The sequence below is a fragment of the Allorhodopirellula solitaria genome (assembly GCF_007859855.1).
Taxonomy (GTDB): Bacteria; Planctomycetota; Planctomycetia; order Pirellulales; family Pirellulaceae; genus Rhodopirellula; species Rhodopirellula solitaria.
In genome coordinates, this window is the sequence record NZ_SJPK01000001.1 from 568,151 (window position 1) to 591,205 (window position 23,055).

The window sequence follows — 23,055 nt, forward strand, 5'->3', positions numbered from 1 at the left end:
TTCGATCGTCTAACGCTGCCTTCAGGCCAAGACGCGTGAAGCTCACCGCTGACACCGCGGAGCTAATTGCTGTCGTCGTTGGCCGTCTCAGGTATTGATGTGGGGAATTCAAACTCGCTGACCTTCTCGCCCGTCACGCGATGGTGCCGGATCGTCAGGGTGGACGGTTCGTCTTCGTCTCGATAAGCCAATTCACCTGAGAGAAACCCGCCTTTGACGCGGAGGAAGCGATGAACCGGGCGTTCATCACCCGGCTTCCACCCGAATTGGTGTTTCTCGCTACCAGGGCCGCAACCGAACTCCCAAAGGTTCGTCGCTTCATCGACGGAAGCGTATTGCCAGTGGCGGTCGCCGCAGAACACGATCACACCGGGAACCGAACTGAGCTTCTCTCGAAGTTGGCGGCCCTCATGGGCGAAAATTTCATTGGCATGATTGTCTTTCTTGTTCGCGCGATCCGGACCAACGATCGGCGTCGGGCTGCAGATTAATTTGAATCGAGCATCGGATTCATCCAGTGTTTGGAAGAGCCAAGCTTTTTGCTGTTCACCGAGAATGGTCTTCTCGGGTCCATCCGGCATGTCATTGGGGCTTCGATAGTCGCGACCCTCGAGAATCCAAATCTGCAGATCGCGTCCCCACCGAATCGTCTTGTAGCGATCATCCTTGCTAGGGAATTGTTCCTCATTGAACAGCTTGACACCTTCGGCAAAGGTCACGGCACCGTAGGTACGCCCGGGCCAGGAATCGTCCGCCAACGTGTCGTGATCGTCTTTGATGAAATAAGTGGTTGTTCGATTGTAGAAATCACGATTGCTGGGCAGCGAGAAGATGCGTCCCCATTTGAATCGCATCAGGGGCTTCGTCAGGGCCCACGGGTCGGGTTTATCGTAGTACTCGATATCACCTGCATGCACGATGAAATCGGGTTGTATCTGGTTCATCGCGGGATAGATCTGATGACCTTGCAGCCCATCGTCGCGACGGATGAAGTCGTGACACGTCGTGATACAGAACTTCAGATCTTCCGGCTCGGTCGGGTTGGGAGCCGTCCGGAACGAGCCACGCAGCACCGCCGATGGACGCCCATCGACCGTTTGTGCTTCGACAACCGTTGCGTACTTCGTATCGGGTCGGAGCCCCTCGAGCTTCCACTGGGCGGTGAAGTCGCTCTCAGCGTCTGTTGTTGTCCACTGTGTCGATTTCGCGGCATTCCGCTTTTGGTTGGGGAAGTAGGTCAATCGCACCTTGCCCGCTTCGCCAGGGCAAGCTCCGAACATTTGGTCGAGCGAAGCGTCCTCGGGCAGCTGCACGCCGAGCAGTTTGTCAGCGTCCTTTATCTTCGCGAGCTGGCCGGCTCTTTTCCTATCGATCTGAACGAACGGCTTGCCATCGACGAGCATCTCTTGATTACGTGTCGTTCGCGTCCAGATAACGATGCTATTTTGATCGGCCCAGCTATTTCGCGTCGCGTTAGCCAGAAAAGGTCCCTGGCGAGTTTCCTGAGAGGACTCAACCGCCTCGCGAGCGACGAACTGAAAGTCCTTGTAGGTGATTTTGCCGCCGTGGTCGGTCAACATAAAACGGTCGCCTGTTTGGGGGCGTCCGAAATCCGAACTTCCATAGAACTTGCTCAACGCGATCGCCGTTTCCCACTCGGGCCCAGACGTGATCGCAGCGGCAACCCGTTCGCCATTGAGAAAATGCTCAATCTTGTCACCGACCGCTACAATTTTTGAATGGTTCCACTGGCCCGGCGGATTCAGCGTTTTCTCCTTCGTGGGGCCAACGAGGTCATAAATCGACGCGGTGGATCCTTTCGACGTGCTATCGGGCTGGCTGTCGATAATCTGGTACTCAAGTCCGAGTAAGCGATTGCTAAACAGATGCTTTCCGAACCGACGGACACGGTACTTCAGACCACTGTTCACTCCCTCTTCAATCTTCCATTGCCAGTCGAGTTCGAAGTGTGATGGTAGAGGAGGTGTGACAATGCTGCCGCCTTCGCGAGGCTTGGCAAGGGTGATGGCACCATCCTGAAACTGCCACCCGTCCGAAACAGGCTTGTCACCGGTGGTTCGCCAAAAATCGCGGCGTGCCCAGTCGGTGATCTCGTCGGCTCCGGCAGTCTCACCTGACGATTCCTGGGCAACCAAGCCACGCGTTGGTGAGACTGAACGGGGCAGTACGGCGGGACAGAGCACTACCGCCGTGCAGAAAAAAATACGAAACATCGTCATGCTAGAAGACCTTTTTTCATGCTGAACTTACGACTCGCGTCAGGAGGCGATTCTAGCCGAACCATGAGCGCGAGTCGAACAACCATGCTGAATGCGATTGCGGCAGGAACATCGACCGTGATGGCGGCCTGCTCAGCACACGTGGTTGTATCTCTCTACGATTTGATCGAGAAAGGCATTTTGATCTTCCGCCCAGTGCTGTTCGGAAAAAATCTCTACCTCATTCCAGCCCTGGAACCCTGCCGCCTCGACCTCGCGGCGGAGACGTTTGAGATCGATGCAGCCATCGCCCATCAAGGCTCGATCGGTCAGCAGATCTCGCGTGGGTACTCGCCAATCACACAGATGGAACGCAAAGATTTGGTTCTTGGTGCCGAGCAGGCAGATCTCGCGACTCAGGTCCGGATCCCACCAGACGTGATAGACATCCACAGCGACACCCACAGCGGGATGGTCGAGCGCGTCGCAGATCTGACGAGCTTCCGCGATGCGGTTGATACAACTTTTGTCGGCCGCGTACATCGGGTGGAGCGGTTCGATCGCGAGCTTGACGTTGGCAGCCTCCGCATCAGCGAGCAGGTGCTCGATTCCATCACGGACCCAGCCTCTCTGGGTTTCCAGTGATTCACCCGGTAGCGCTCCGACAACGAGCACGAGCATTTCCGCGTCCAATCCAGCGGCGGTTTCAATCAGCCGCCGATTGTTCTCGATCCGGCTCTCTCGCTCTGAGAGACTGGCCGCGCAAAAGAAACCACCGCGCACCAGGGCAGGAACCTGCAATCCAAAATCATCAATAATCTGTTTCGCTTGAGGCGTTGTCAGACCCTCGAGCGCTTCCACCCACACACTGATCCCCTCAATCCCGCGTTGGGCATATGCGGCGGATGCGGCGGCCAGGGATAAAGGTTTCGTGGTCTGGGTGTGGACGGCCAAACGGTGGCATCGAGAGCTCTTCGTCATCATGATCTCTGATTGTCGATGGTAACCCATTTCTGTTCACGAGCGGAGGTTTCGCCGGCATTGGCGAAAGCGACACCCTCGGCTCCGCTTCTCAGTGTCCAGGGAAACTCATCTCCTGCGACAACATGACGAAGAAAGAGTTCCCACTGAATTTTGAACGCGTTGTCGTAATCGGTGGCATCGGGCAGTTGTTGCCAACTCTCATAGAAATCGATGGGCTGGGCGATATCAGGGTTCCACACCGGTCGCGGTGTGGCCGCGAGGCTTTGCGTCCAGCATTCGCGTAGACCGGCCACTGCCGATCCCCTCGTCCCATCGACTTGGACCGTCAACAGATCATCCCGGCGAACCCGGGTCGCCCAAGAGCTGTTGAATTGACAGGTGACTCCGCTCTCGAGCAGGAACAACGCATAGGCTGAATCGTCAGCGGTACAGGTGTAGGGTTCCCCTGACTCATCGATCCGGGCGGGGAGGTCGGTGGTCGCATGGGCCAGCATTCGGTCCACGGGGCCGAAGAGGTCATTGATCAGGTACTGCCAATGACAGAACATATCGATCATCATGCCGCCACCATCCTCGCTGCGATAGTTCCACGACGGACGCTGGGTCGGTTGGTTGGGCTGGTCTCCCGCAAAGACCCAGTATCCGAACTCGCCTCGTACGCTCAGGATGTCGCCAAAGAATCCTTGATCGCGAAGCATTCGCAACTTTCGAATTCCAGGCAACCAAAGCTTGTCTTGCACGACGCCATTTTTGACCCCGGCAGCTTCGCATTCGCTGGCAAGCCGGAACGCGTCATCGGCGTCGACGGCGATTGGTTTTTCACAGTAGACAGCTTTTTGGTTCGCGATCGCTTTGCGGACAATCGATGATCGCATCTGTGTGCTCGAACTATCGAAGACGATATCTGTCGCCGGATCGGAGATGACGGCGTCGACATCGGTCGACCAGGCGACCGATTCGCCGATCTCATGCTGAGCCACGGTCTCGGCGAGATGCCGCAAACGCGACTCGTTTCGCCCCAGCAGAATGGGTTTGACAGCGACGCGTCCGCCGCCGGGCAAAGCCACGCCCCCCTCCTTCATGATCGCGAGGATCGAGCGAACGTAATGTTGATTGGTGCCCATACGCCCGGTCACACCGTGCATGGCAATGGTTATTGTTTTCATTAGATCAAAGCTTGCAGTCGGTAGTGGTGAATTAGGAAGAGAGGCGTTGCAGGATATCTCTTAGCAAAGCGACGTCTGACTCCGGACGCTGCGGGCTGCCGGGATACGTCAGCGAGGTTTCAATCCAATTGCGTGCGTGCAGAAACTGTGCGGCGTTGTGCTTGTAGGCAGGAACGGGGTCTCGGAAGGCGAGGAACCCCAGGTACTGCAAGAGATCGTTCAGCTCGTAGAATCCCGCATCGCCACTGGCCCACATCGCATCGCGACGGGCGAACGCTTCCGGAGCGAACGTGCTCAGTCCGAGCAGGTAGTCGCTGCCGTACATGACCATGTCGATTGCGAGGTCGTTGCCGGTGAGCACTTTGAAATCGGGACGTTTTTCGTCTCGCAGTAAAAGCCGCTGCCATTCCAACTCTCGGCTCAGCGAAGAGTGTTTTGCACCGCGACAGGATTCAATGCCCATCAGACCGGCGTAGACCTCGAGGTTGTAGATTTTTCCAAAAGGAGCGAACATCTTGCCGAGCTCGAAGGCGAGGAAATCGCCAGCATGATTGCCGATACGTCGATAGGACTCAACAATCTGCTCGTCGTCCTGCTCAGTCAATCCGTACGATTGAAAGAGAATGGGTGTGCCACCATGTTTTTGAATCTGATCCAGGCCGAGCCGATAGGCGTCAAAGTCAAATGGAGAGCCGGGCGAGTCTTTGACGAACACGCCCGCGACGAACTCGCCGTCACCCATGACCTGTTTCGTTTCGGCGAGAGCCTGCTCACGCTCCGTTTCGGAGATCAGGTTGGCAAAACCGGTGTCCATATTGACTGCGGGTACCAAGCCCGCATCGGCAGTCCGCTTGACGTGGTCTCGAAACCCCTTCCAATCGATTTCTGTTTCGGACAAAAGCGGCAACAGGATCGCAGACATGCCGCTGATCGATCGTCGCTTGCGAATCGGAGGAATACGGTCGATATTCGATTCGGTAGTGTTTGACATATGCAAGAAACCTCAGAATAAATGCGATGGAACAAGGGCTCAGATCCCCACGGCCGTAATCATGGCCAGTAGCCGCCTGTGCTGCCTCGCATTTTGCGCATAAACGACTTGCAATTTGGGCACGTAGCGCCGAATATGGTGCGGCATGGCAACCAAACGATCCTACCGCCGCAGCGTTCCCGTCGCCGAATCGATGTCCGATTCAGGCATGTGGGTGTTTGAAAGCAGGCACAACGAGTCCTTTCTAATGGAAGGGACACAGCATCGTTTTCCGAAACTGCTAATCATCCGCGAGGGCCGCGGTCGTGTGGAGGCGGACTGGCCCGCCAAGGCGGTCGATCCTAGGAATTGCATTTCGGGCGATTGCATTTTGGTGCCATCGGGCACACGGCACCGGGTCATCGATGATTCTCGGCATCCGATTTCGCTCTACGGTCTAGCAATTGATCCGGGCAAGATTTCGCTCTGTGCATCGATCGAACAGATGATTCCGTTTGGAAAACTGCCTCGCCAACGGATGTCTCTGCTGAAGATTGAGCAGCGGATGCGGCGTCTGCTTTATCTTGTCTCACGCGGAGACAACGCATCCAATTTGGCTGCGATCGCGGGAGCAATTGAGATTTTTGCTCGGCTCGCATTGGCGTCGGGCGGTGACCGGGGAGCCAACGACACCCATCCGTCAGCTACCGGCGGCGCGGTCGACATCGATGTGATTGACGAATACGTGATCTGGATGCAATCGAACTTTTACGAAGCCCTCACGGTGGAGTCGGCGTCGTCCGCCTGCGGCATGTCGCGAAGAAAATTCACCAACGATTTTCGCCAGAAAATGCAACAAACCTGGCTCGGTTATCTCAATCAACTACGCATTGACCATGCCCGGATGCTGCTTCGTGAGACGGACCACAAGGTGACATCCATCGCGTTTCAATCGGGCTTTGAGGAGTTGTCGACGTTCTACCGTACGTTCAAGCGAATCGCGGGAATGAAACCGCTCGAATACCGTGCGGACTTCCATTGAACAGATCGTCCATCCCTGGATCCCATGACGCCACTCCTGTTAACGGACTGACGTCAGAGATTCCTCGATCGGCTCCACCCTCAGACCTGGGGCTTCCAACCCTTGGCATACTCTCGGCCCCACATGCTCTGAGCGTTTGAATCGTTCTGCGGCTTGCCCGTTTTGGGGTCCACCTGTAGAGTCGACTGGGTGCGATACGCCATATTGCCGAGGTGGCAAAGTAGGGTGCTGCGGTGAGCCTCGGCGATGTCGGCATTGGGGCGTCGTCCAGACTCAATGCAGTCGAGGAACTCAGCGATATGTGTAGTGTCGCCACCGCTATCACTGACCGTTTCAATTTCCTTGTTATGGTCGTCGAACAGCGTGTAGCCAGTACCGAGGATGACGAGTGATCCAGCGGAACCATGGAAGCTGACACCGACTTGGCTATCGAACGGCCCCAGTGGCGACCAACTGATACCTTCCCAGGTAATCGATTTGGACTCGGGGAAGTCGTAGGTCACCATCATCGTATCGGGCGTTTCTTGATCATCATCATGCCGGTACTTGCCGCCGCCGGCCGTGACGCGGTTGGGATGGTTCACCTCCAAGCCCCAGCGCGCGAGGTCGAGCATGTGGATGCCGTTGTTGCCCAGTTCACCGTTACCGTATCGCCATTTCCAGTGCCAATTGTAGTGGACCAGGTTATCAAGATAGGATTGCCGCGGTGCTGGACCTTGCCAGAGTTCCCAGTTGAGCCAATCCGGGGTCGCGACCTGTTTGCCGTGACCGATCGACGGTCGCCGATTGTTGTACCACGTTCGCGCGTAAGCGGCTTTGCCGATTCGTCCTGACTGGACCATCTCAATCGCCTTGATGACCGCCGGCCAGCTGCGGCGCTGCGACCCCATCATCACGGTCCGATCGTGCTTGCGTGCGGCTTCGACGGCCCAGACGCCTTCTTCGGCGGTATGACTGCAGGGTTTTTCCACGTAGACATGCTTGCCTGCGGCACATCCCATGATCGTGGCGGGCGCGTGCCAGTGATTCGGTGTGGCGACCACGATCGCGTCGATTTCAGCTCGGTCGAGCACCTTACGGATATCGGTTTCGATTTCAGGCCGTCGTTGCGATCGCTCCTCAATCATGTTGGCGGCCTTTTCTGCTGCCCGTGAATCCACGTCGCAGATGCAAACGACATCCGAGTCTGGATTGGCGATGAAACCTTTAGCGAGCGCCGAGCCACGATTGTTGACACCGATGATCGCGACGCGCTGAGTTTCGTTCGCTGACGCCGGCTTGTCCGAGCTCGCCTCGCTGCTGGTGTCACCCATCACCGTTCGGCTGAGCATGGCGCCGCCGATCGCGGCACTTCCTTTGAGAAACAAACGGCGGTCACGTTGATGTTGTTGATGGTCTGTCATGTTCGACTCCTTGAAATGTCGAGAGATACTAGTGGGCGGGTTCGATGAGATAGGCGACAAGGTCGGCCATCGCCTGTTCGTCAATCGCGGACTCGAGACCTTCGGGCATGAATGATTTGCCCGAGCTGTGAAATTCATCTATTTCGACGCGCAACAATGTTTCCGTTGCGTTGTCGGCCTGACGGAGTGTCACGCTGGTGGAACCTTCATCAACGATCATTCCTGAAACAACGCGGGCGTCGTCCGTTAGAACGATGTAGTTAAGGTACTGCGGGTTGACCTCACGATTCGGGTCCATCACCGAGGTGATCAACGTCGCTGCTCCCCGCGTCGCGATGGCGGCCAAGTTCGGCCCCAACTCGTGTCCGATCCCGTCGACGCGATGACATTGACTGCAGTTCTTTTTGAAAACCTCTTGTCCTCGATCTCGGTTGCCGTCCCGGTCCAGGGCACCGAGATAGCGAGTGACGACTGCCGCCCGCTCTGCAGTCTCTTCAGCAGAACGCGCCGGGACTGCTGTCGGCGTGCTCGCAGCCATTTTGAGGGTAGCCGCATCAGGATTGCGGGCTCGGGTCTGCACCTGGGCGACGAGTTGATGTTCAAAATCTTCGCCAACTTGCGCGGCGAGTGTCTCATCGTTCCGGAGGATCTCGACGAGTGCCTTGGCTTCGCTGCCGATCGCGGTCTGCACGGCCATTTGGATCCAGCGGTCCGATGGATCCTGCCGGAGTATTTTGGTCAATGCCGCGACGCGCCGCTGGGGGACTGCGTCGGTGAGTGCGAACGCCAATTCGTACCGCACCTCGATCGACTCATCGGCGGCCAACTCCTCGTACCGCTCGCCGACGGAGGGGACGTCCTGAAACGCTCGCGACAGCCGCACGGCATGACGGCGAACATGCGCATTCGAATCAGTGAGCCCGAGATCGAGGGTCGCCGCATCCAAGTGCCCCAACCCATCGAGCGCGTAGAGCGCGTGCATGCGTCCAAGTGGCGAAGCACTGTTCTCGATCAACGAAACCAATCGCGGTACGGCAGACTGATCTTGCCGCTGGTACAGCAAACGCGCCGCCGTTTCGCGGTGCCAGGCATTGGGATGAGCGAGGAGCGAGCAGAGTTGGGCGGTGGAGGCTGCATGGAGGTTTTCGATCGGGCGAGGCTGAAATCCAGTTGGCACGATTCGGTAGAGCCGGCCACGATCGCGGCCCGAGGTCAAATCCAGATGCTTCTTGATCTCCGGCGGCAGCGATGCTGGGTGTTCGATAACCTCTCGATACATATCGATCACGTGCAACGTGCCATCGGGAGCATTGGCGAACTGGGCCGGGCGAAACCAAATATCGGTCGACGTTACAAACTCATCCTGGTCGTCGATTCGACGGGCGATGAATTCCAACCCGCTCAGCTGGAGTCGTTTGCGATGGATCAAATTGCTGCCGACGTCACCGACGATAGCGGTTCCCTTCCATTTCGCAGGCCATGCATCGCCTCGATAGATGGTGACACCGGTCGCGCCTGTAAAATATCCTGCTGCCCGACCGCCGCCTTCGATCGGTCCTTTGGCGCGTCCCGAAACACGCAGCCGCGTCCTCACCTTCCGCCATGGCTCGACAGGGCTGGCACGGTAAACCTCCGCTTGAGGACCATCCTCAGCGATCGACAGTCGTGATGGTGGCGGGGAGTAGAATGGGTTGGCGGCAATATCAGCGTCACGATACATCACCTGTTGGATGTGATCGCTATTGGAAGACGCAAACTTATGTCCCCAGTCATCGAAACACATGCCATGTTGTGCCGCACCGCTGGTCGCTTGGAACTGGTAGGTCTTGGGATCGAAAGCGAGGTCTCGGCCACGGATGTTCTGGCCCCCGTCATCGCCAGCGGCGTGCGGATGGCGAATGCTGCCTCCGACACTGCTGCAGGCAATATGAATGCGATTATCGAGTCCCCAGCGAAACGAGTTCAACAACCCTTGGACATTAGAAGTTCCGAACCCAGTCAGTACTCTTTGCTTGCGATCGGAAACACCATCTCCGTCAGTATCCTTGAAGTAAAACAGGTCGGGCGCGTCACCAACAAACAGCCCCCCATCATAAGGAAAGATCGCCGTCGGCCAAAACAATCCGTCCGCGTACGTGGTGCGTTCATCGTAGACGCCATCCCCATCACGATCACGAAGCCGCGCAATCCGAGACATACCCTGCTGTCGATCCTCGCTGTAGCCTCGCATCTCACAGACGAACAACGCGCCGCTCGCGTCCCACTCCATCGCCACTGGACTCGTGACGAGTGGCTCTGCCGCGATCAACTCCATCTCGAATCCCTCGGCGACATCGAGAGTAGAGATCGCAGCGACGGGGGGTGTGGGAGTGATCCGCGGCAACTCGTCCGAATAGTCTGGTGTCTCGGCGCAGCCGATGGAACCGACGACGACGCTAACGAAGAATCCAACGTAACGACTCACCGCTTTCGCAGCCGCGGAGGTGGGAGCGTCTTTCTGCCAGCGATTTCGGTTCCGTGCGAACTTCCATGCAAACCGCATCAACGGGCCTCCTTCTGATCCGCGGCCGGAGCGTTCAGAAGGGTTCGCATGCCGTTGGTGAGAACGCCCTCTACTTCTGGAGCTACATTGGATGCCGATTGGCTCGTTTCATAGCCGCCCTCGGCATAGGCGCGTTCGGTACCGATATAGCCCGGTCCGTAATCGCCATACGCGGCCATGGCGACGTTTAGGTCAGGTCGCATCGCCTTGGCGGCGAGTTGATATTCAACGAACAGTTCGCCCGGCATGTGCAGGACACGGACGTCACCCACACTGAGGCAGGCCAGGTCGATGGCATGGCCGCTTTCACAGCGAAGCACCCAGGCGAGCTTATCCGGGTGTCCCCAGTAACGAACCCCGTCCCAGTTCTCAAGCGATTCCAATAATTCATCACGATCGAGATGCGAGGCAACGGGCAGACGAACGGGTTCGGTCGCCCATTGGACTTGGTCCGGCGTGATCGCAAACTTTTGTGTGTTCTCAAACGCCCGGCGCATTCCGTTGGCCATCCGATTGGCCAAAACCATCCGGTTTGGGTGGGATCCGTCGTTGTACTTGCCCGCACCAATGTTGCCGCCGGCACCGTTGAAGTGAACATGCAGGGCTGCGGGCAAATCCTGCCCTCGCATAAAGCGCGCGATCCCGGGAAAATCGGGACTGGGTATCCCTGTCCGGTAATAGCTTTGTGGATGGCAGGCGAAATAGGTCAGAACCGCAACCGGCTGATCATCATGAAAGAACGATAGCGCGCTGAGTTCCGCATCGACAGTCCCGACAGGCAAGGCTCGAATCGCTGGATCCTTCGTGGCTGTGTATCGACTGGTTACCACTTTGCCGGTCGCATCTTGAATACGGCGATTGGACGCGATCTGCTTGACATCGGCAGTACCGAAACCGGCATGCGTGATTGGCTGGGCCGATGCGAGCGATTCCTTCACGGCTTTTGACAGGCGATTGATCACTTGACGGGCAAACCGGCCGTCGTGGGCCCCCAAGTCGGTAGCACCCTTCTGATTCAGCAGCGATTCGGCTCCAAAGTTACTTCGCGGAGCATCGTGCTGATGCAGTGTGTGAACGGCAACCCGTTCAGGCGTCGTCCCGGCGGCTTCAGCGAGACGTTCGCGGAACGCGTCGTGGCTCTGGTTGCTGATCCCGATCCAATCGACAGCACACAAAACGATGGGCTGCCCTGCTCCTAGAATGACAATACCGCGGCATCGCAGTCCGAGTTCACCGACAGCTCGCACGCGGTCGTAGGCCATCACGAAGCCGACCGGCGGAGTGGCGTCGATGTCGAACTTGGCGATCGACAGCGAGTCGTGGGGGGGCTGATCTCCGGAGGCCTTGTCTGCTGCGGCAGAGGCCGGCGAAATCGAGAGACAGCAAAGCAAGAGGGTGAGATAGATGCTGGTCTTCAGCGGCGTCCGGGTGAGATGCTCAGCGACGCCGGATCGGATTGCGAGAGGATCGATCATCGAGAAGATGCTCCAAAGCGCACGAGGGGAGGGATGGAAGGCGGGGAAACTCGCCACTTTTCCAAGGTGACGATTGTTGGTCGAACGTACAGCATAGCCGAATCGGAAGATCCGGTGGGCCTGCAGCGGGCTGCCCCGAATTTCACGCCATCGTCAGCCAGTTCTCCAAGCACGTTCTTGCTGGGATACCTGGATTGCCTCGGTGCATGATTTGGTGAAGCGCGAAACCGTCGCCGACTGAAAAATGCAGCGAGCTGAACCGCGACACCGCGACGAACGCGCTCGATCGAATCGGATCGGATCGGTCCAGTCTGCTCGACGCTGAACGTTTCCCTCAGTAGCCGCCGGTGGGCACATCGTCGATGTCGATAACCGCCAACCCCAGGCGGCTGCGGCATTCGTCGAGCATGGATTTCGTGCGGCTGGCACCGACCCGTGAGACGCCTAGCTCGCGCACTTCCAAAATGGAGTCGAGGTCCCGCACGCCGCCGGCGGCCTTGACCTCGACAGAACTCGGAGAGTGCTGGCGCATCAGTCGAAGATCCGCGATTGTCGCTCCGCTACTGCCGTATCCGGTCGACGTTTTCACCCAATCGACGCCTAACTCACCACAGATCTCGCATAGTTTGATCTTGTGCGAGTTGTCCAGATAGCAATTTTCAAAAATCACCTTGACCCGCCGACTTTTTGCATGAGCGAGTTGCACAACGGCGTCAATATCCGATCGGACATAACCCCAGTCTTCACTGAGCACCTTCGAAATGTTGACGACCATGTCGAGCTCTTGGCAACCATCGGCGATCGCTTGTTCGGCCTCGGCGATTTTGATCGCTGTATGATGCCCGCCGTGCGGGAACCCGATCGTCGTCGATGGAGCAACCGTACTCCCAGCGAGCAGGTCACAGCAACGAGACAGAGCGTAGGGGAGAATGCAGACGCTCGCGACGTCATAGGCAATGGCCAGTCGCGTGCCGGCTTCCAATTCAGCCGTTGTCAACGTCGGCGTTAGCAGCGAGTGGTCGATCATCTTGGCGATGTCTTGGTAGCTAAACTCGGAGCTCATCGTTTCGGTCCCGTGCCGTTGTGCAAAAATTGACTACCGAACCCGCCGCATGTAATTGACAAATTCTTTATCGAGTTCCTCGACCGACATGCCGAAAGCTGATTCGATCATCTCGATGCGTTCACGACCGGTGAGTTCCTGCAGTGCTTTGCACTGACGCAATTGCTGCAGGTAGTCGATATACTCTTGTTTCATGGTGCGGATGGCGAAGTATGTAAACGCCCATGATTCTCCGTAGGCGTCCTCAGCAGTTGCAGCGGAGCGGAACCGGGAATCATCCGCGAACATCGTAACGAGTGAATCGGCGGGACGCGATGCTTGGTAGATCCGCCAGCGACGCAGGTTAACTGGGTTGACCCGACCGATACCGCGCCAGCCGCGTGGGTTACTCAGGTCGGGGGATTCAAAGAACATGGCGAGACCTTCGCTCGCCCACATCGGGTTGTCGGCAAAGCGGGTCTGCAGACCGCAGTTGTAGGCGAGTTGGTGAGTGGCTTCATGGATGATGGTCGCGATATTGCGTTCCATATTGCCCACCCGGTAGGTCGTCATCTGGTTGCTCGCGAGGTGGTAATAACCGATCACGTTCGCAGCGGTATCACCGATTTCCGCACCCGCGTGCTTGAGAAACGCTTCCCGATCGTGCAACACCACCGCCACGAGAGGATACTTGGGCGGCTCAATCTTGACGTGCTGGTTCTTCCAATACGCGAAGAACGCTCGATAAAGGGACTCAAAGAGCATCGCCACATCGCGGGCATATTCCGTATTGCCCTGGTGCATGATCACATAATGGGCGGTACGAAAAGCAGTAAACCCAGCCGGGAGATCAGCGAGCATTCGCTCTTCGATCTCGTCCTGAGTGATTGGTTGTGGCGGCGGCCCAGCTTCTCGATGCACGATCTGTTCGGGTTGGATCGTCCAAATCCGCCCGTCATCGCCGCAGACCAGAACACCGCCGTCGACAGCCTCGACGACCACTTCGCCGTCGACGCGATGCTTCTTACCACTAGGTTCTCCATCTACCAAATCACGGAAAACAAACTCGTCCCCCGCGGCCCGCTGAACGAGGACACTTGGGGCTAACAAGAGAAGAAACGCCAACGCGAGCACTTCGAACTTCTGACTTTGCGAAGGCATGCAAACCGCTGAGTAGAGTAAACCAGTACAAAAACACCCTGTTCGGCCGGCAAGCCAAACCCCAGCTTGAATTATACCGAGCCGCCCTTTTCGGGGCAGGGAGCTGACTGATATTACGAGACGCCCCTAGCTTGAGTTCAGCGGCGGAAGGGGCAGCCTCCTATTGGGGGTTAGCCAACCGGTTCATTGAGTACAATGACTTTCCCACGGTCCACTCCTGACTCGATCCGGCGATGGGCGTCGGCCAGGCTTCCCAGCGGGAAGCGGCTGTCGATTGTGATCTGCAGTTGGCCGGCACTGTGCAGCCGAATCAGCTCACGCAAGTCGTCGGCTCGCGGCCGCGCCAGCATGATCGTGCCCGACTTGGAGAGCGGCCAAGTCATCGCGGTCATCAACATGCCTTTGACGTCCGGCTCGGTCGACACGTATCGGCCGCCGGAATTCATCACCTCACGGGCCTGCCAATAACCGGACTTACCGGCCGCATCGAAAACCAGATCCCAGCGTTCGCTTGAATCGGTGAAGTCGACCTGCTCGTAGTCATAGAAATGATCCGCACCGAGTGCCATACAGAACTCTCGATTCTCGCCGCTGGCGACCGCATCAACATGGCATCCCGCTGCCTTCGCAATTTGCACAGCGAACATGCCTACCCCGCCGCTGGCACCGTTGATGAGCACTCGGTCGTGCTGCTGCATCTCACCATGATCACGGAGCGACTGTAGCGATGTAGTCCCCGCGAGTGGTATCGCAGCGGCTTGCTCGAAGGAGAGTTCATCGGGAATCCTGGCTGCTGAATCGATCGCGCAGACGCTGAAGTCGGCGCAGGCACCACCCCGGGCAGCATCGAGGAAAGCCATCACTCGGTCGCCTATCTTGAATGGAGCGTCGTCAGCACAATCCGCGACGACGCCCGCAACGTCATAGCCCGGGATGCGAGGAAACCCACCCGGCAGCAGCCCCTTGAGTTCACCGCTGCGGATCCGGTAATCAATCGGATTGATGCTCGCCGCACGCATCTCGATCAGAATCTGCCCGGGAATTCGCTCTGGCGTTTCGACCTCCGCCTCGTGCAGAACGCTGGCGTCCCCGTAATCGTCATAAACCATCGCTCGCATCGCAACATCCTCGCAAGAACTAAAATGTAAGTGCCCCAGTCAAATCACTGGCCTCGAACGGGCCAGATTCCTTGCTGGGGTCGGCAGCAATAGACATGCCAAAAATGTGATCGATCGACTTCGTGCGAGTCGCCTGATCCCAATCGATCCAGCCGGAGGCGCTTGCATCGGGTGCGGGCGGTGAGACGTTCTGCTGCGACGGTACGGGAAGACCTCGGTCCGGTTCAGGATCCCGAACCGGATTCGATTCACGGGACTGACCGATCGGCACCAGACCGACAGTCGCTGCGATTGGCACCAGACTGCCTGCCAGAGGCTCGGCCGCCACGGCGATCGTATTGAGGAAATTGATTACCCGGAGGGCATCGACTGCGGTGATCAGGCCGTTGCCGTTGACATCGTAATAGCCACTTCCGGTCACTGCAGGGGCGTCGACCGAGGCGTCGTCGCCGGATCGATTGAGCTGGTTGATGACCTGCAGGGCGTCCACCTCCGTAACACTACCGCTGCCATTGACGTCGGCTGGCAAGAGCACATTGTGACGCGCGGGAACAGAGTTCAGTCCTCCCGCGAGATCGATTTGGAATTCGTCCGCAGTGGTTCTTGGGTAAAAGACCAAGACGTAGGAGTCTCCGGCGGTTAACTGAGCCGAGTCCAACCCCATTGCTCCGTAAGATCCGACAATGTCGTGATTTTGATCGTACAAGAGCACACCCGCCTTGATCGGATCCGCGCCAATCGCCTGCACGCGAAGCGTCTCCGTGGCGCCAGCGCGAAAGACGATTCCATGCGGTTGGCTGTCGCCGGGAGCCGACCATCGGCTGCCGATTGTTGCGGGATCGGTTTGCGGCACGTAGGCCAAGTCAAAACCGTCGTCATCATAGATGGTCAGGGGTAGATGGGAGCGATGGCCAAGTTTGGCATGCACGCTGTCGAGGATCTCAATCGTGAGAGTCTCGGCCGCCTCGTAAACCTCGTCATCGACCAAGTTGAGTGAAAGTGTCGCTGATGTCTCATTGGCGGCGAAGTCGAATCGCCCTGAGGTCGACCCCACATCCGATTGCCACTTCGCCGTGCCCCGCAGCGAGATTGGAATGGAGATGGCAGTGGGATGGGGCGACGAAAGGGTCGCCGTGAGTTCGAATGCGCCCGCGTCCTCGGGAAGCGCATCAGCGGAGGACGTGATTGAGACGGCCGGCCGCTGATCCTCCAATACCTGCCAGCCGACGTCGTCGAGGACGGCGAAGTCGATTTCACTGAGCAGACCGCTGGACTGGATACTCGAGGTCATGATCGTGGGCTGTTCATCCAGCACCGATTGAGCGATGTGCCCGCCATTGAGAGGTAGATGTCCCGCCCCGACATAGGCTGCGTCTGCTTGCGGACCGATGAACTCTCCCGAACTTGCCCTCGCGATGAATGAGCTGGAGACCCCAAAGCCGAGGACGTGGGCCAGTTCGTGCTGGGCAAGCTTCAAAAATCGAACCTGGTTGGTTAACAGGGGCCCGTCTTCGAAGTTCCAAGCGTCGATCGTCTCGCTGCGGCTATCGAAAGTCAGCGAGGCCACGAAGGGCGCAAAATCCACTGCATTGGCCCCCAACGTCACCCCCTCGCCGCGGGTCGTGATTGTCTCACCAAACGCCGTGCATTGTGCTTGCGTGGTCGCGGGGCACGAGTAGCTGAATGGTGTGTTGACGCCGTCGGCAATAGCTCGCACCATGCCGCCGCCAGGAAAATCCAGACTCTGCAGGTTGCGGCTCCCTGCAAAGACCACGATTTCATTCGCGGCGACGGAAAATCCGGCCGGTAGCTTCGTATTCGCGCCCGTGGCCGGGTGGGTGTAGTGAGCCTCCCACTGGATCGCCGAGTTCGATGGGGGAATCGCGTCGAGCGTATCGTTAAGCCGATCGGTGATCATCCGGCCGGCTTGCTCGAGCAACGCTCGGCGTTCAGGGTGATCGTTAAAAAAGCCGGTGTCGTTGGAATAATCGAAGCGAAACTGCACGGTGTTCGCGTTTTCGAGGGCGGGTGCCGACAATCCTCCCGCTAGCAAGAGGCGTGACTCGAGTGACTCGATCCGCAGAGTGCGGCGACGAGCCAGGCGTTTTTCGCTGCCGGGGTTGCTGTGACTTCGGCGGGGTAGCCTAGGGTTCATCAATGCGGCCTCGCGGAGCATGAGTGGTCATGGTGGACCGATCGTAGCATGCTAACGGACGCGAATCGATGCCGACAATCTCGATCCGTCCGCTCGCACACTGCCGCTGGGAACCCAAAACCGGTTCGAAACGCTCATTAGGCCCAGCAACTCGTTGAGCCATTTGACGGCCCGTCCCGGTCAATGGCGGCTCTCGAGTTGGGGTTTGCTCAGGTTCAACGTCTTGTAATCCAGGGGGGGAGGGATTTTAATAGGAGGTCATCGATCACTCAGTCCGGCGATTCCAATCCGCCCGAATCGCCGTGCATTCGCCTTTCTACCCCCGTTTGGAACCCCGCTGCTATGCCAACCAAGACTGTTGCCAAAGGGATCACTCGCTTCGACCTCGAGAACCGGCGAGGGTACATGGTACGGATCGCCCGCAGTGGGAATCGCGTGCATCAATACTTCTCCGATTCGAAGTATGGGGGGAAACGCAAAGCTCTCGCCGCCGCCAAGGCTGCCTATGCAGATTTGCTCGAAGAGATGGGGCCCGCGGAGAACTCGACGCGCGACAAACTCACCTCACGCAACACAACCGGCATCGTTGGCGTGCATGTTGCCTATTCTCAAGACAATCGTTACCCCGGCTGCGAGTACTACGCGTATTGTGCGTCGTGGGTGACCGAAGCTGGCAAACGTGAGAAAGCTAGCTTTGCTTGGAACAAGTACGGCGAAGACGACGCCCTCGAGCTCGCTATTTTGGCACGCCAGCACCAGATCACCGATCGCGACCAAGTTGTGGCGCTCTATGAGGGCTCCACCGGGAGCAAACGAACCAAACGCAGCAAGAAAGCGTCTAAGCAGGCAACTCAATCAAGCAGACGGAATACGAAGAAGTCTCAGGCCAAAAAGACGGCCAAAAAACGTGTTAAAAAGTCGGCTCGAAAGCCAGCCAAGAAGTCGGTGAAACGCGCCGCGAAAAAATCAGTTAAAAAGAAGACGAAGCAAACGAAGGCGGCAGGCAAGAAACCGGCAGCCAAGAAGGCCGCGACGAAGAAGACAACAACGAAGAAAACAGCCAAAAAATCGGCTGTTAAGAAAGCGGCTGCTAAGAAGAAACGCGTGAAGAAAAAGACCGCTAAGAAAACGACGAAAAAGGCAGCGACGAAGAAACCAGTCAAGAAAAAGTCTGGAGTGAAGAGTGGGCGTAAGAAAACCGCCAAGAAGAGCGCGCGGCGTCGTTAGCCTTCGCCCTCAGGATCGGTCGCAGGCAAGGTTTGATATTTTCGGGGACTGAAGGATTTCCATGGCCACGCTGCTCGATACGATATCGGATGATGAGTCATTGGCGCAACGTTTGGCCGCGATGCCATCGGACTGCAAGACACTCACGTTGTCGTTTGCCGACCACGGCCTTGACCTGCACCACCCGAACTGGTCAGCAGACGCCTCGGACGAACAGTGCCTGCAGCAGACGATCGACACGCCCGCCGATTTCGCTTCGCTGCGCAGTGACGAGGGTTTCGTGCCCGGCCGGAATGTCGTTTCCTGGGGTTTGGCTTCGTCAGATCACAAGGATAGCAAAGCGCCTGTCGTCAACAGCGACGAAGCGGAATACCGTCTGATCGGCAAGCTCGGCAGTGGTGGTACGGGGATCGTCTACCAAGCTCACCAGCGTGCGATTGACCGCGAGGTCGCGGTCAAGGTATTGCGACACGAATTGGCCAGCGACCGGCAATCGCGTCAACGCTTCTTGACCGAGGCTCGGGTCATCGGGTCGCTCGACCATCCCAATGTGATCGCGCTGCACGATCTATGCATCGATGGCGAGGGGCATCTTTTCTATGCGATGAAGCGGATCGATGGGGCGAGTTGGGATCAACAGATCAGCCAATTCAGCGTGGAGGAGAACTTGACCATTCTGCTCCGGGTCGCCGACGCCATTCGCTATGCTCACTCACGGGCTTTGGTCCATCGAGACATCAAACCGGAAAACGTGATGCTCGGTCGATTCGGTGAGGCCTTGGTCGCCGACTGGGGACTCGCTCTCCAGCTCAGCGGAAAATCTCAAGGAGCAATCGCCTCAGCAGTCCCCGACAGCAACAGCGCCATCGGTGGCACGCCTGCCTACATGGCGCCGGAACAGGCGATCGGGCAGCTCGAATCGATCACCATCCTGACGGACGTCTATCTGCTCGGAGCGATCCTCTACCAAATCCTAACAGGCCGACCGCCGCACCGCGGAAAGAACCTGTTGCAGTGTATCCAAGCCGCGGCCCACAACGATATTCCGTCCACCGACGTGGTCGGTGAGTTGATGGACACCGCGATGCGAGCCATGGAGTCCGATCCGGCCAAGAGATTTCCCAACGTCGAGGAGTTCATCCGTTCGATCAAGGATCATCGCACCCACGAAGAGAGTGAGCGGTTGGTTCGCCGATCCCGACGCCGGGTGTGGCCTGATGATGAGGCGTCGGGAAAACGCGACGACTCCGCGGAGGGAACGTACGAGCGATTTCGAGTCGGACAAGCCCTGCTCTACGAAGCGATTGAGCTGTGGCCCGAGAATGCTCGCGCCAAACGGACGCTGGAGCAGATTCAACTGGAGTTTGCCCGCTTTGCGGCGGCACAGGGAGACCTCGATCTGTCGCTGAGACTCTACGATGCCTCCGGTCAGGGCGATTGCGAAGCCGCCGTGCGAGTTCGGCGGGAGCGGGACCAGCGCGACCGGATGCGTGAAAGCCAAGCCAAATATTCCGCCCTTTTTACGCAGTCACCCGAAGCCGGGCTGCTGGTCCGATGGTCCGATGGCATCGTGCTCGAAGCCAATCTCGCGTGCTTGACTCTGCTCGGTTACCAGGTCGGCGACCTCGTCGGTCGATCGATGTCGGACCTGGAGGTGTGGGCCAGCTCGCAGCGGCGCGAACAATTTCTCGATACAATTACACGTGACGGTGGTATCGAGAATTTTGAAACTCAGTTTCTACGAAATTCCGAGTTGGCCGACCGCAAAATCGACGTTCTGATTAGTGCCCGCACCGTGAACGTCAACGGAGTGGAGATGTTGATGTCGACGATTCGCGACATCTCTGAGAGGCGAGGCGTCGAACGAAATTTAGAGCAAAGTCGGCGGCGACTGCGAGACCTGCAACGACTGGCGGGGTTAGGTGCTTGGTCCTTCGAGCCGGGTACCGATTCCGTGCACTGGTCCGAGGAGACATTTCGGGTCGTCGGGCGTGACCGGCGCAAATCCGAACCGAACTATGAGGAGCTCATGGCGAATATGCATCCAGATGACCGTGAGCCATTTCGTGAGGTCATCGAAACAACACTACAAACGGGGACATCCTTTCAGCTGCATTTCCGTTTTCGCGATGACGACGGCAACTATCGCTCATTGCTTACACGCGGTCGCCCCGTCGTCGATGATGATGGCGATATCACGGAAGTCTATGGCATCCTCATGCCCGGAAAAAGCTGCTAGCTCCTTCATCCCTTCCCCGCTGGCGAATCCACGTCTCGCGCTCCCTGAACACTCGCGTCTCTCCGTTGTCTGCTTCCGACTCCACTATGCTGCGTTATACGCAAACCGACCCGGACGTCCGGTTGATGCTGCGGGTGCGCGATGACGATGCCGGAGCCTTTGAGGAGTTGGTGCGTCGCTACCAAGCCCGATTGGTGCGTTTGATGCAGACGCTTGCCCCGCACACGGATCTGGCGGAGGATTTGGCCCAGGAAACCTTCCTGCGCGTCTATCGCGCTCGCGAACGCTACGAACCCGGAGCCAAATTCTCCACATGGTTGTTCACCATAGCGGGCAATGTGGCTCGCAACGCCAAACGGACGGCGTCGCGACGTCACGAGGTCAGTGAGATGGACGCGCCGCGATTCAGCGGGACCGAAGATCAATCAGGACCGCTGCTGGCGACGACCGCGCTGGACGCGAGCGGGATGATGCCCGTGCGACTGGCAGAAGGCGACGAACGAGCCCGACTGGTTCGCGCGGCCGTCGCCTCACTGAGTGAACGGCAGCGAATGGCGTTGATCTTATCTCGGTTCGAGAACATGAACTATGTCGAAATCGCTGAGACGATGGGACTGACGACCAAGGCGGTCAAGTCGCTACTCAGCCGCGCACGAGTCGGCCTGAAAGAGTCACTCGAATCGTACATGCAGAGCGGCGTTCTCGATGACGAGCTTCATGTCTCGCAGTCGTTGCCGACTGCATCAGGCATGTTCGAGCAGTTCCAACATCCCAACCAACCTGGTCCATCCGACCCCGACCCAGGCGGCAATTTAACAGGCGATCCGACGGACAAGCCGTCAGGCGGTGACTCATGAATGATGCTGAAGAGCTCGATACCGATGATGAATCGCTCGTCGCTTACCTCGATGGAGAGTTGTCCCGGGCGGAACGTGACGAGATCGAAAATCGTCTTGTGGCAGATGATTCGTTGCGTGTGCGGCTGCAGAATCTGCAGCGCAGCTGGGACCTGCTCGATTGGTTACCCAGCCCAACGCTGAACGAAAACTCGGTTGAAACGACCTTGAAGCTTGTTGTTGCCGATCTGACCGGCAGCGAGGGGAGCATCTCGACCAAGAAACCCGTGTCGTTGGACGGCTTGGCGTCCAGCGCCGAGCGTCCGTCCGCGAGGAGGCTGCGTAGCACGCCACTGCTCTGGCTGGGCGTGCCGCTGGTCGTCGCGGCGGTCGTCTTCGCCGTGTCGCGGTGGAATCAGAGCCGTGAGTTAACCCGCCAGGTTGCTGACTTTCCCATTGCTCTGGACATGGACGCCTATCGGCTCAGTGAGAAACCCGGCTTGATCGACGATTTGATCGCGGCGCCGCGGTGGAGCTCGGTCGTCGGCGGATCGATTACGCCCGAGGTCGATGCAGCCGTCGACCTGACGTCTCCGACATCGCTCTACGAAGAATCCGGCGGTAGGATCCAGACGCCCTCTTCGAGCGAACTTGCCGCCCGCTTAAAAGACGTGCCCGCCGAGCAGCGAATGATCGCATTGGCACGTTGGGACCGGTTTGATCTGCTGGACCCGCGCTCCCAAGCTACCTTGCGAGATTCAGCCGAGCGGCTCAGAGCGAGTGACGAGTCCGCCATGCGGCTCGAGACACTGCGACGGTACATCCGCATGCGAGAACAACTCAGTGACCAAACCGTAGCCCAGATTGAAAATGGAACCCGCGAGGAGCGGATGCTGGCGATCGACGCGGCGATCGGGGAAATGATTTCGTCGATCGGACGCATGACCCGCCGGAACTTGAGCGAGGACGCCATTGAACGGATTGACTTCACCGTGCTCCAGCTCGTCAAATCACGACTCGACGAGGAAAACTCAAAAAGAGGAAAACCTTCGCCCGCCCAGCAGTTCTTGGATTCGATTCCTGAACGGTTCCGCGGCGACAACGACCGCCACGCCCATCGTTGGTTTGCTTTGAATACCCTCGTCCGGGACCCGAATTGGCCTCGTCGTGACGATCGAAGCAAGTCACTGCAAGACAAAGTCCCTCCACTCAATCACCGTGAGCTGGAAACGATTCGCTCAATGTTGCCGAGCAAAGATTTGCAAATGCTGCAGCAATACGTTTCGGATCCGTGGATCCAAAGCATCATCTTGCGTGAATGGGCGACTGAAGCGGTGCGACGCAAGATTCGAGGCGAAGCCAAACCGCTGTCCATGGCCGAGCATTACGAGTCTCTGCCGCCCGAACAACGCGAACGATTGGACCTCGCGCCTCCCGAGGAAGCTCGAAAGATCCTGATTGAAGGACTTTAATGGG

At 57.9% G+C, this 23,055-nt stretch carries 16 protein-coding genes; 5 read left to right on the forward strand and 11 right to left on the reverse strand.

Annotation, left to right across the window (positions count from 1 at the left end; translation table 11 throughout):
• Positions 1–62: 62 nt before the first annotated feature.
• The 4 genes from CA85_RS02190 to CA85_RS02205 all read right to left on the reverse strand — a co-directional run bounded on the left by CA85_RS02190 (position 63) and on the right by CA85_RS02205 (position 5,360).
• Positions 63–2,234 (reverse strand): family 16 glycoside hydrolase, encoded by a 2,172-nt coding sequence (locus CA85_RS02190; RefSeq protein WP_186774691.1) that lies wholly within the window; start codon positions 2,232–2,234, stop codon positions 63–65.
• A 138-nt stretch (positions 2,235–2,372) separates the two neighbouring features.
• Positions 2,373–3,203 carry a sugar phosphate isomerase/epimerase family protein gene (locus tag CA85_RS02195; RefSeq protein ID WP_222435385.1) on the reverse strand — a complete coding sequence of 277 codons (831 nt, stop codon included), beginning with the start codon at positions 3,201–3,203 and terminating at the stop codon, positions 2,373–2,375.
• Positions 3,200–4,369 carry a Gfo/Idh/MocA family protein gene (locus CA85_RS02200; RefSeq protein WP_146389639.1) on the reverse strand — a complete coding sequence of 390 codons (1,170 nt, stop codon included), beginning with the start codon at positions 4,367–4,369 and terminating at the stop codon, positions 3,200–3,202. Before CA85_RS02200 ends, CA85_RS02195 begins: the two co-directional genes overlap by 4 nt.
• A gap of 31 nt (positions 4,370–4,400) precedes the next feature.
• Positions 4,401–5,360, reverse strand: a complete 960-nt coding sequence (locus CA85_RS02205) for a dihydrodipicolinate synthase family protein (protein ID WP_146389640.1) — start codon at positions 5,358–5,360, stop codon at positions 4,401–4,403.
• A gap of 145 nt (positions 5,361–5,505) precedes the next feature.
• On the opposite strand from CA85_RS02205, the gene CA85_RS02210 reads away from it, so the two are divergent.
• A complete protein-coding gene (locus CA85_RS02210) occupies positions 5,506–6,381 on the forward strand; it encodes an AraC family transcriptional regulator (RefSeq protein WP_146389641.1) in 876 nt (291 codons plus the stop codon).
• 80 nt (positions 6,382–6,461) lie between these two features.
• Here CA85_RS02210 and CA85_RS02215 read toward each other — a convergent pair whose 3' ends face one another.
• From CA85_RS02215 to CA85_RS02245, 7 genes are all read right to left on the reverse strand, one after another.
• Positions 6,462–7,784 carry a Gfo/Idh/MocA family protein gene (locus CA85_RS02215; RefSeq protein ID WP_146389642.1) on the reverse strand — a complete coding sequence of 441 codons (1,323 nt, stop codon included), beginning with the start codon at positions 7,782–7,784 and terminating at the stop codon, positions 6,462–6,464.
• Between the two features lie 28 nt (positions 7,785–7,812).
• On the reverse strand, positions 7,813–10,326 hold the full coding sequence (locus tag CA85_RS02220; RefSeq protein ID WP_246112415.1) for a PVC-type heme-binding CxxCH protein: 2,514 nt from the start codon (positions 10,324–10,326) through the stop codon (positions 7,813–7,815).
• A complete protein-coding gene (locus CA85_RS02225; RefSeq protein ID WP_246112416.1) occupies positions 10,326–11,801 on the reverse strand; it encodes a hypothetical protein in 1,476 nt (491 codons plus the stop codon). The genes CA85_RS02220 and CA85_RS02225 overlap by 1 nt, the downstream gene beginning before the upstream one ends.
• 334 nt (positions 11,802–12,135) lie before the next feature.
• Positions 12,136–12,864, reverse strand: coding sequence for a deoxyribose-phosphate aldolase (deoC, locus tag CA85_RS02230; protein WP_146389643.1), 729 nt, complete (start codon positions 12,862–12,864; stop codon positions 12,136–12,138).
• Between the two features lie 33 nt (positions 12,865–12,897).
• Positions 12,898–14,004, reverse strand: a complete 1,107-nt coding sequence (locus CA85_RS02235) for a DUF1570 domain-containing protein (protein ID WP_146389644.1) — start codon at positions 14,002–14,004, stop codon at positions 12,898–12,900.
• Between the two features lie 170 nt (positions 14,005–14,174).
• Positions 14,175–15,122 (reverse strand): NAD(P)-dependent alcohol dehydrogenase, encoded by a 948-nt coding sequence (locus CA85_RS02240; RefSeq protein ID WP_146389645.1) that lies wholly within the window; start codon positions 15,120–15,122, stop codon positions 14,175–14,177.
• 19 nt (positions 15,123–15,141) lie between these two features.
• On the reverse strand, positions 15,142–17,277 hold the full coding sequence (locus tag CA85_RS02245) for a dockerin type I domain-containing protein (protein WP_186774692.1): 2,136 nt from the start codon (positions 17,275–17,277) through the stop codon (positions 15,142–15,144).
• Between the two features lie 342 nt (positions 17,278–17,619).
• Between CA85_RS02245 and CA85_RS25555 the strand changes: the two genes are divergently transcribed.
• From CA85_RS25555 to CA85_RS02265, 4 genes are all read left to right on the forward strand, one after another.
• Positions 17,620–18,504 carry a pathogenesis-related transcriptional factor and ERF protein gene (locus CA85_RS25555; protein WP_246112417.1) on the forward strand — a complete coding sequence of 295 codons (885 nt, stop codon included), beginning with the start codon at positions 17,620–17,622 and terminating at the stop codon, positions 18,502–18,504.
• Positions 18,505–18,565: 61 nt separating this feature from the next.
• Positions 18,566–20,743: a protein kinase domain-containing protein gene (locus CA85_RS02255; RefSeq protein WP_146389647.1), complete on the forward strand. Its 2,178-nt coding sequence runs from the start codon at positions 18,566–18,568 to the stop codon at positions 20,741–20,743.
• An 86-nt stretch (positions 20,744–20,829) separates the two neighbouring features.
• The gene (locus CA85_RS02260; RefSeq protein WP_246112418.1) at positions 20,830–21,600 is read left to right on the forward strand and encodes an RNA polymerase sigma factor; all 771 of its coding nucleotides are present in this window, start codon (positions 20,830–20,832) and stop codon (positions 21,598–21,600) included.
• Positions 21,597–23,051 (forward strand): anti-sigma factor family protein, encoded by a 1,455-nt coding sequence (locus CA85_RS02265; RefSeq protein WP_146389648.1) that lies wholly within the window; start codon positions 21,597–21,599, stop codon positions 23,049–23,051. The genes CA85_RS02260 and CA85_RS02265 overlap by 4 nt, the downstream gene beginning before the upstream one ends.
• The last annotated feature ends 4 nt before the right edge of the window (positions 23,052–23,055 follow it).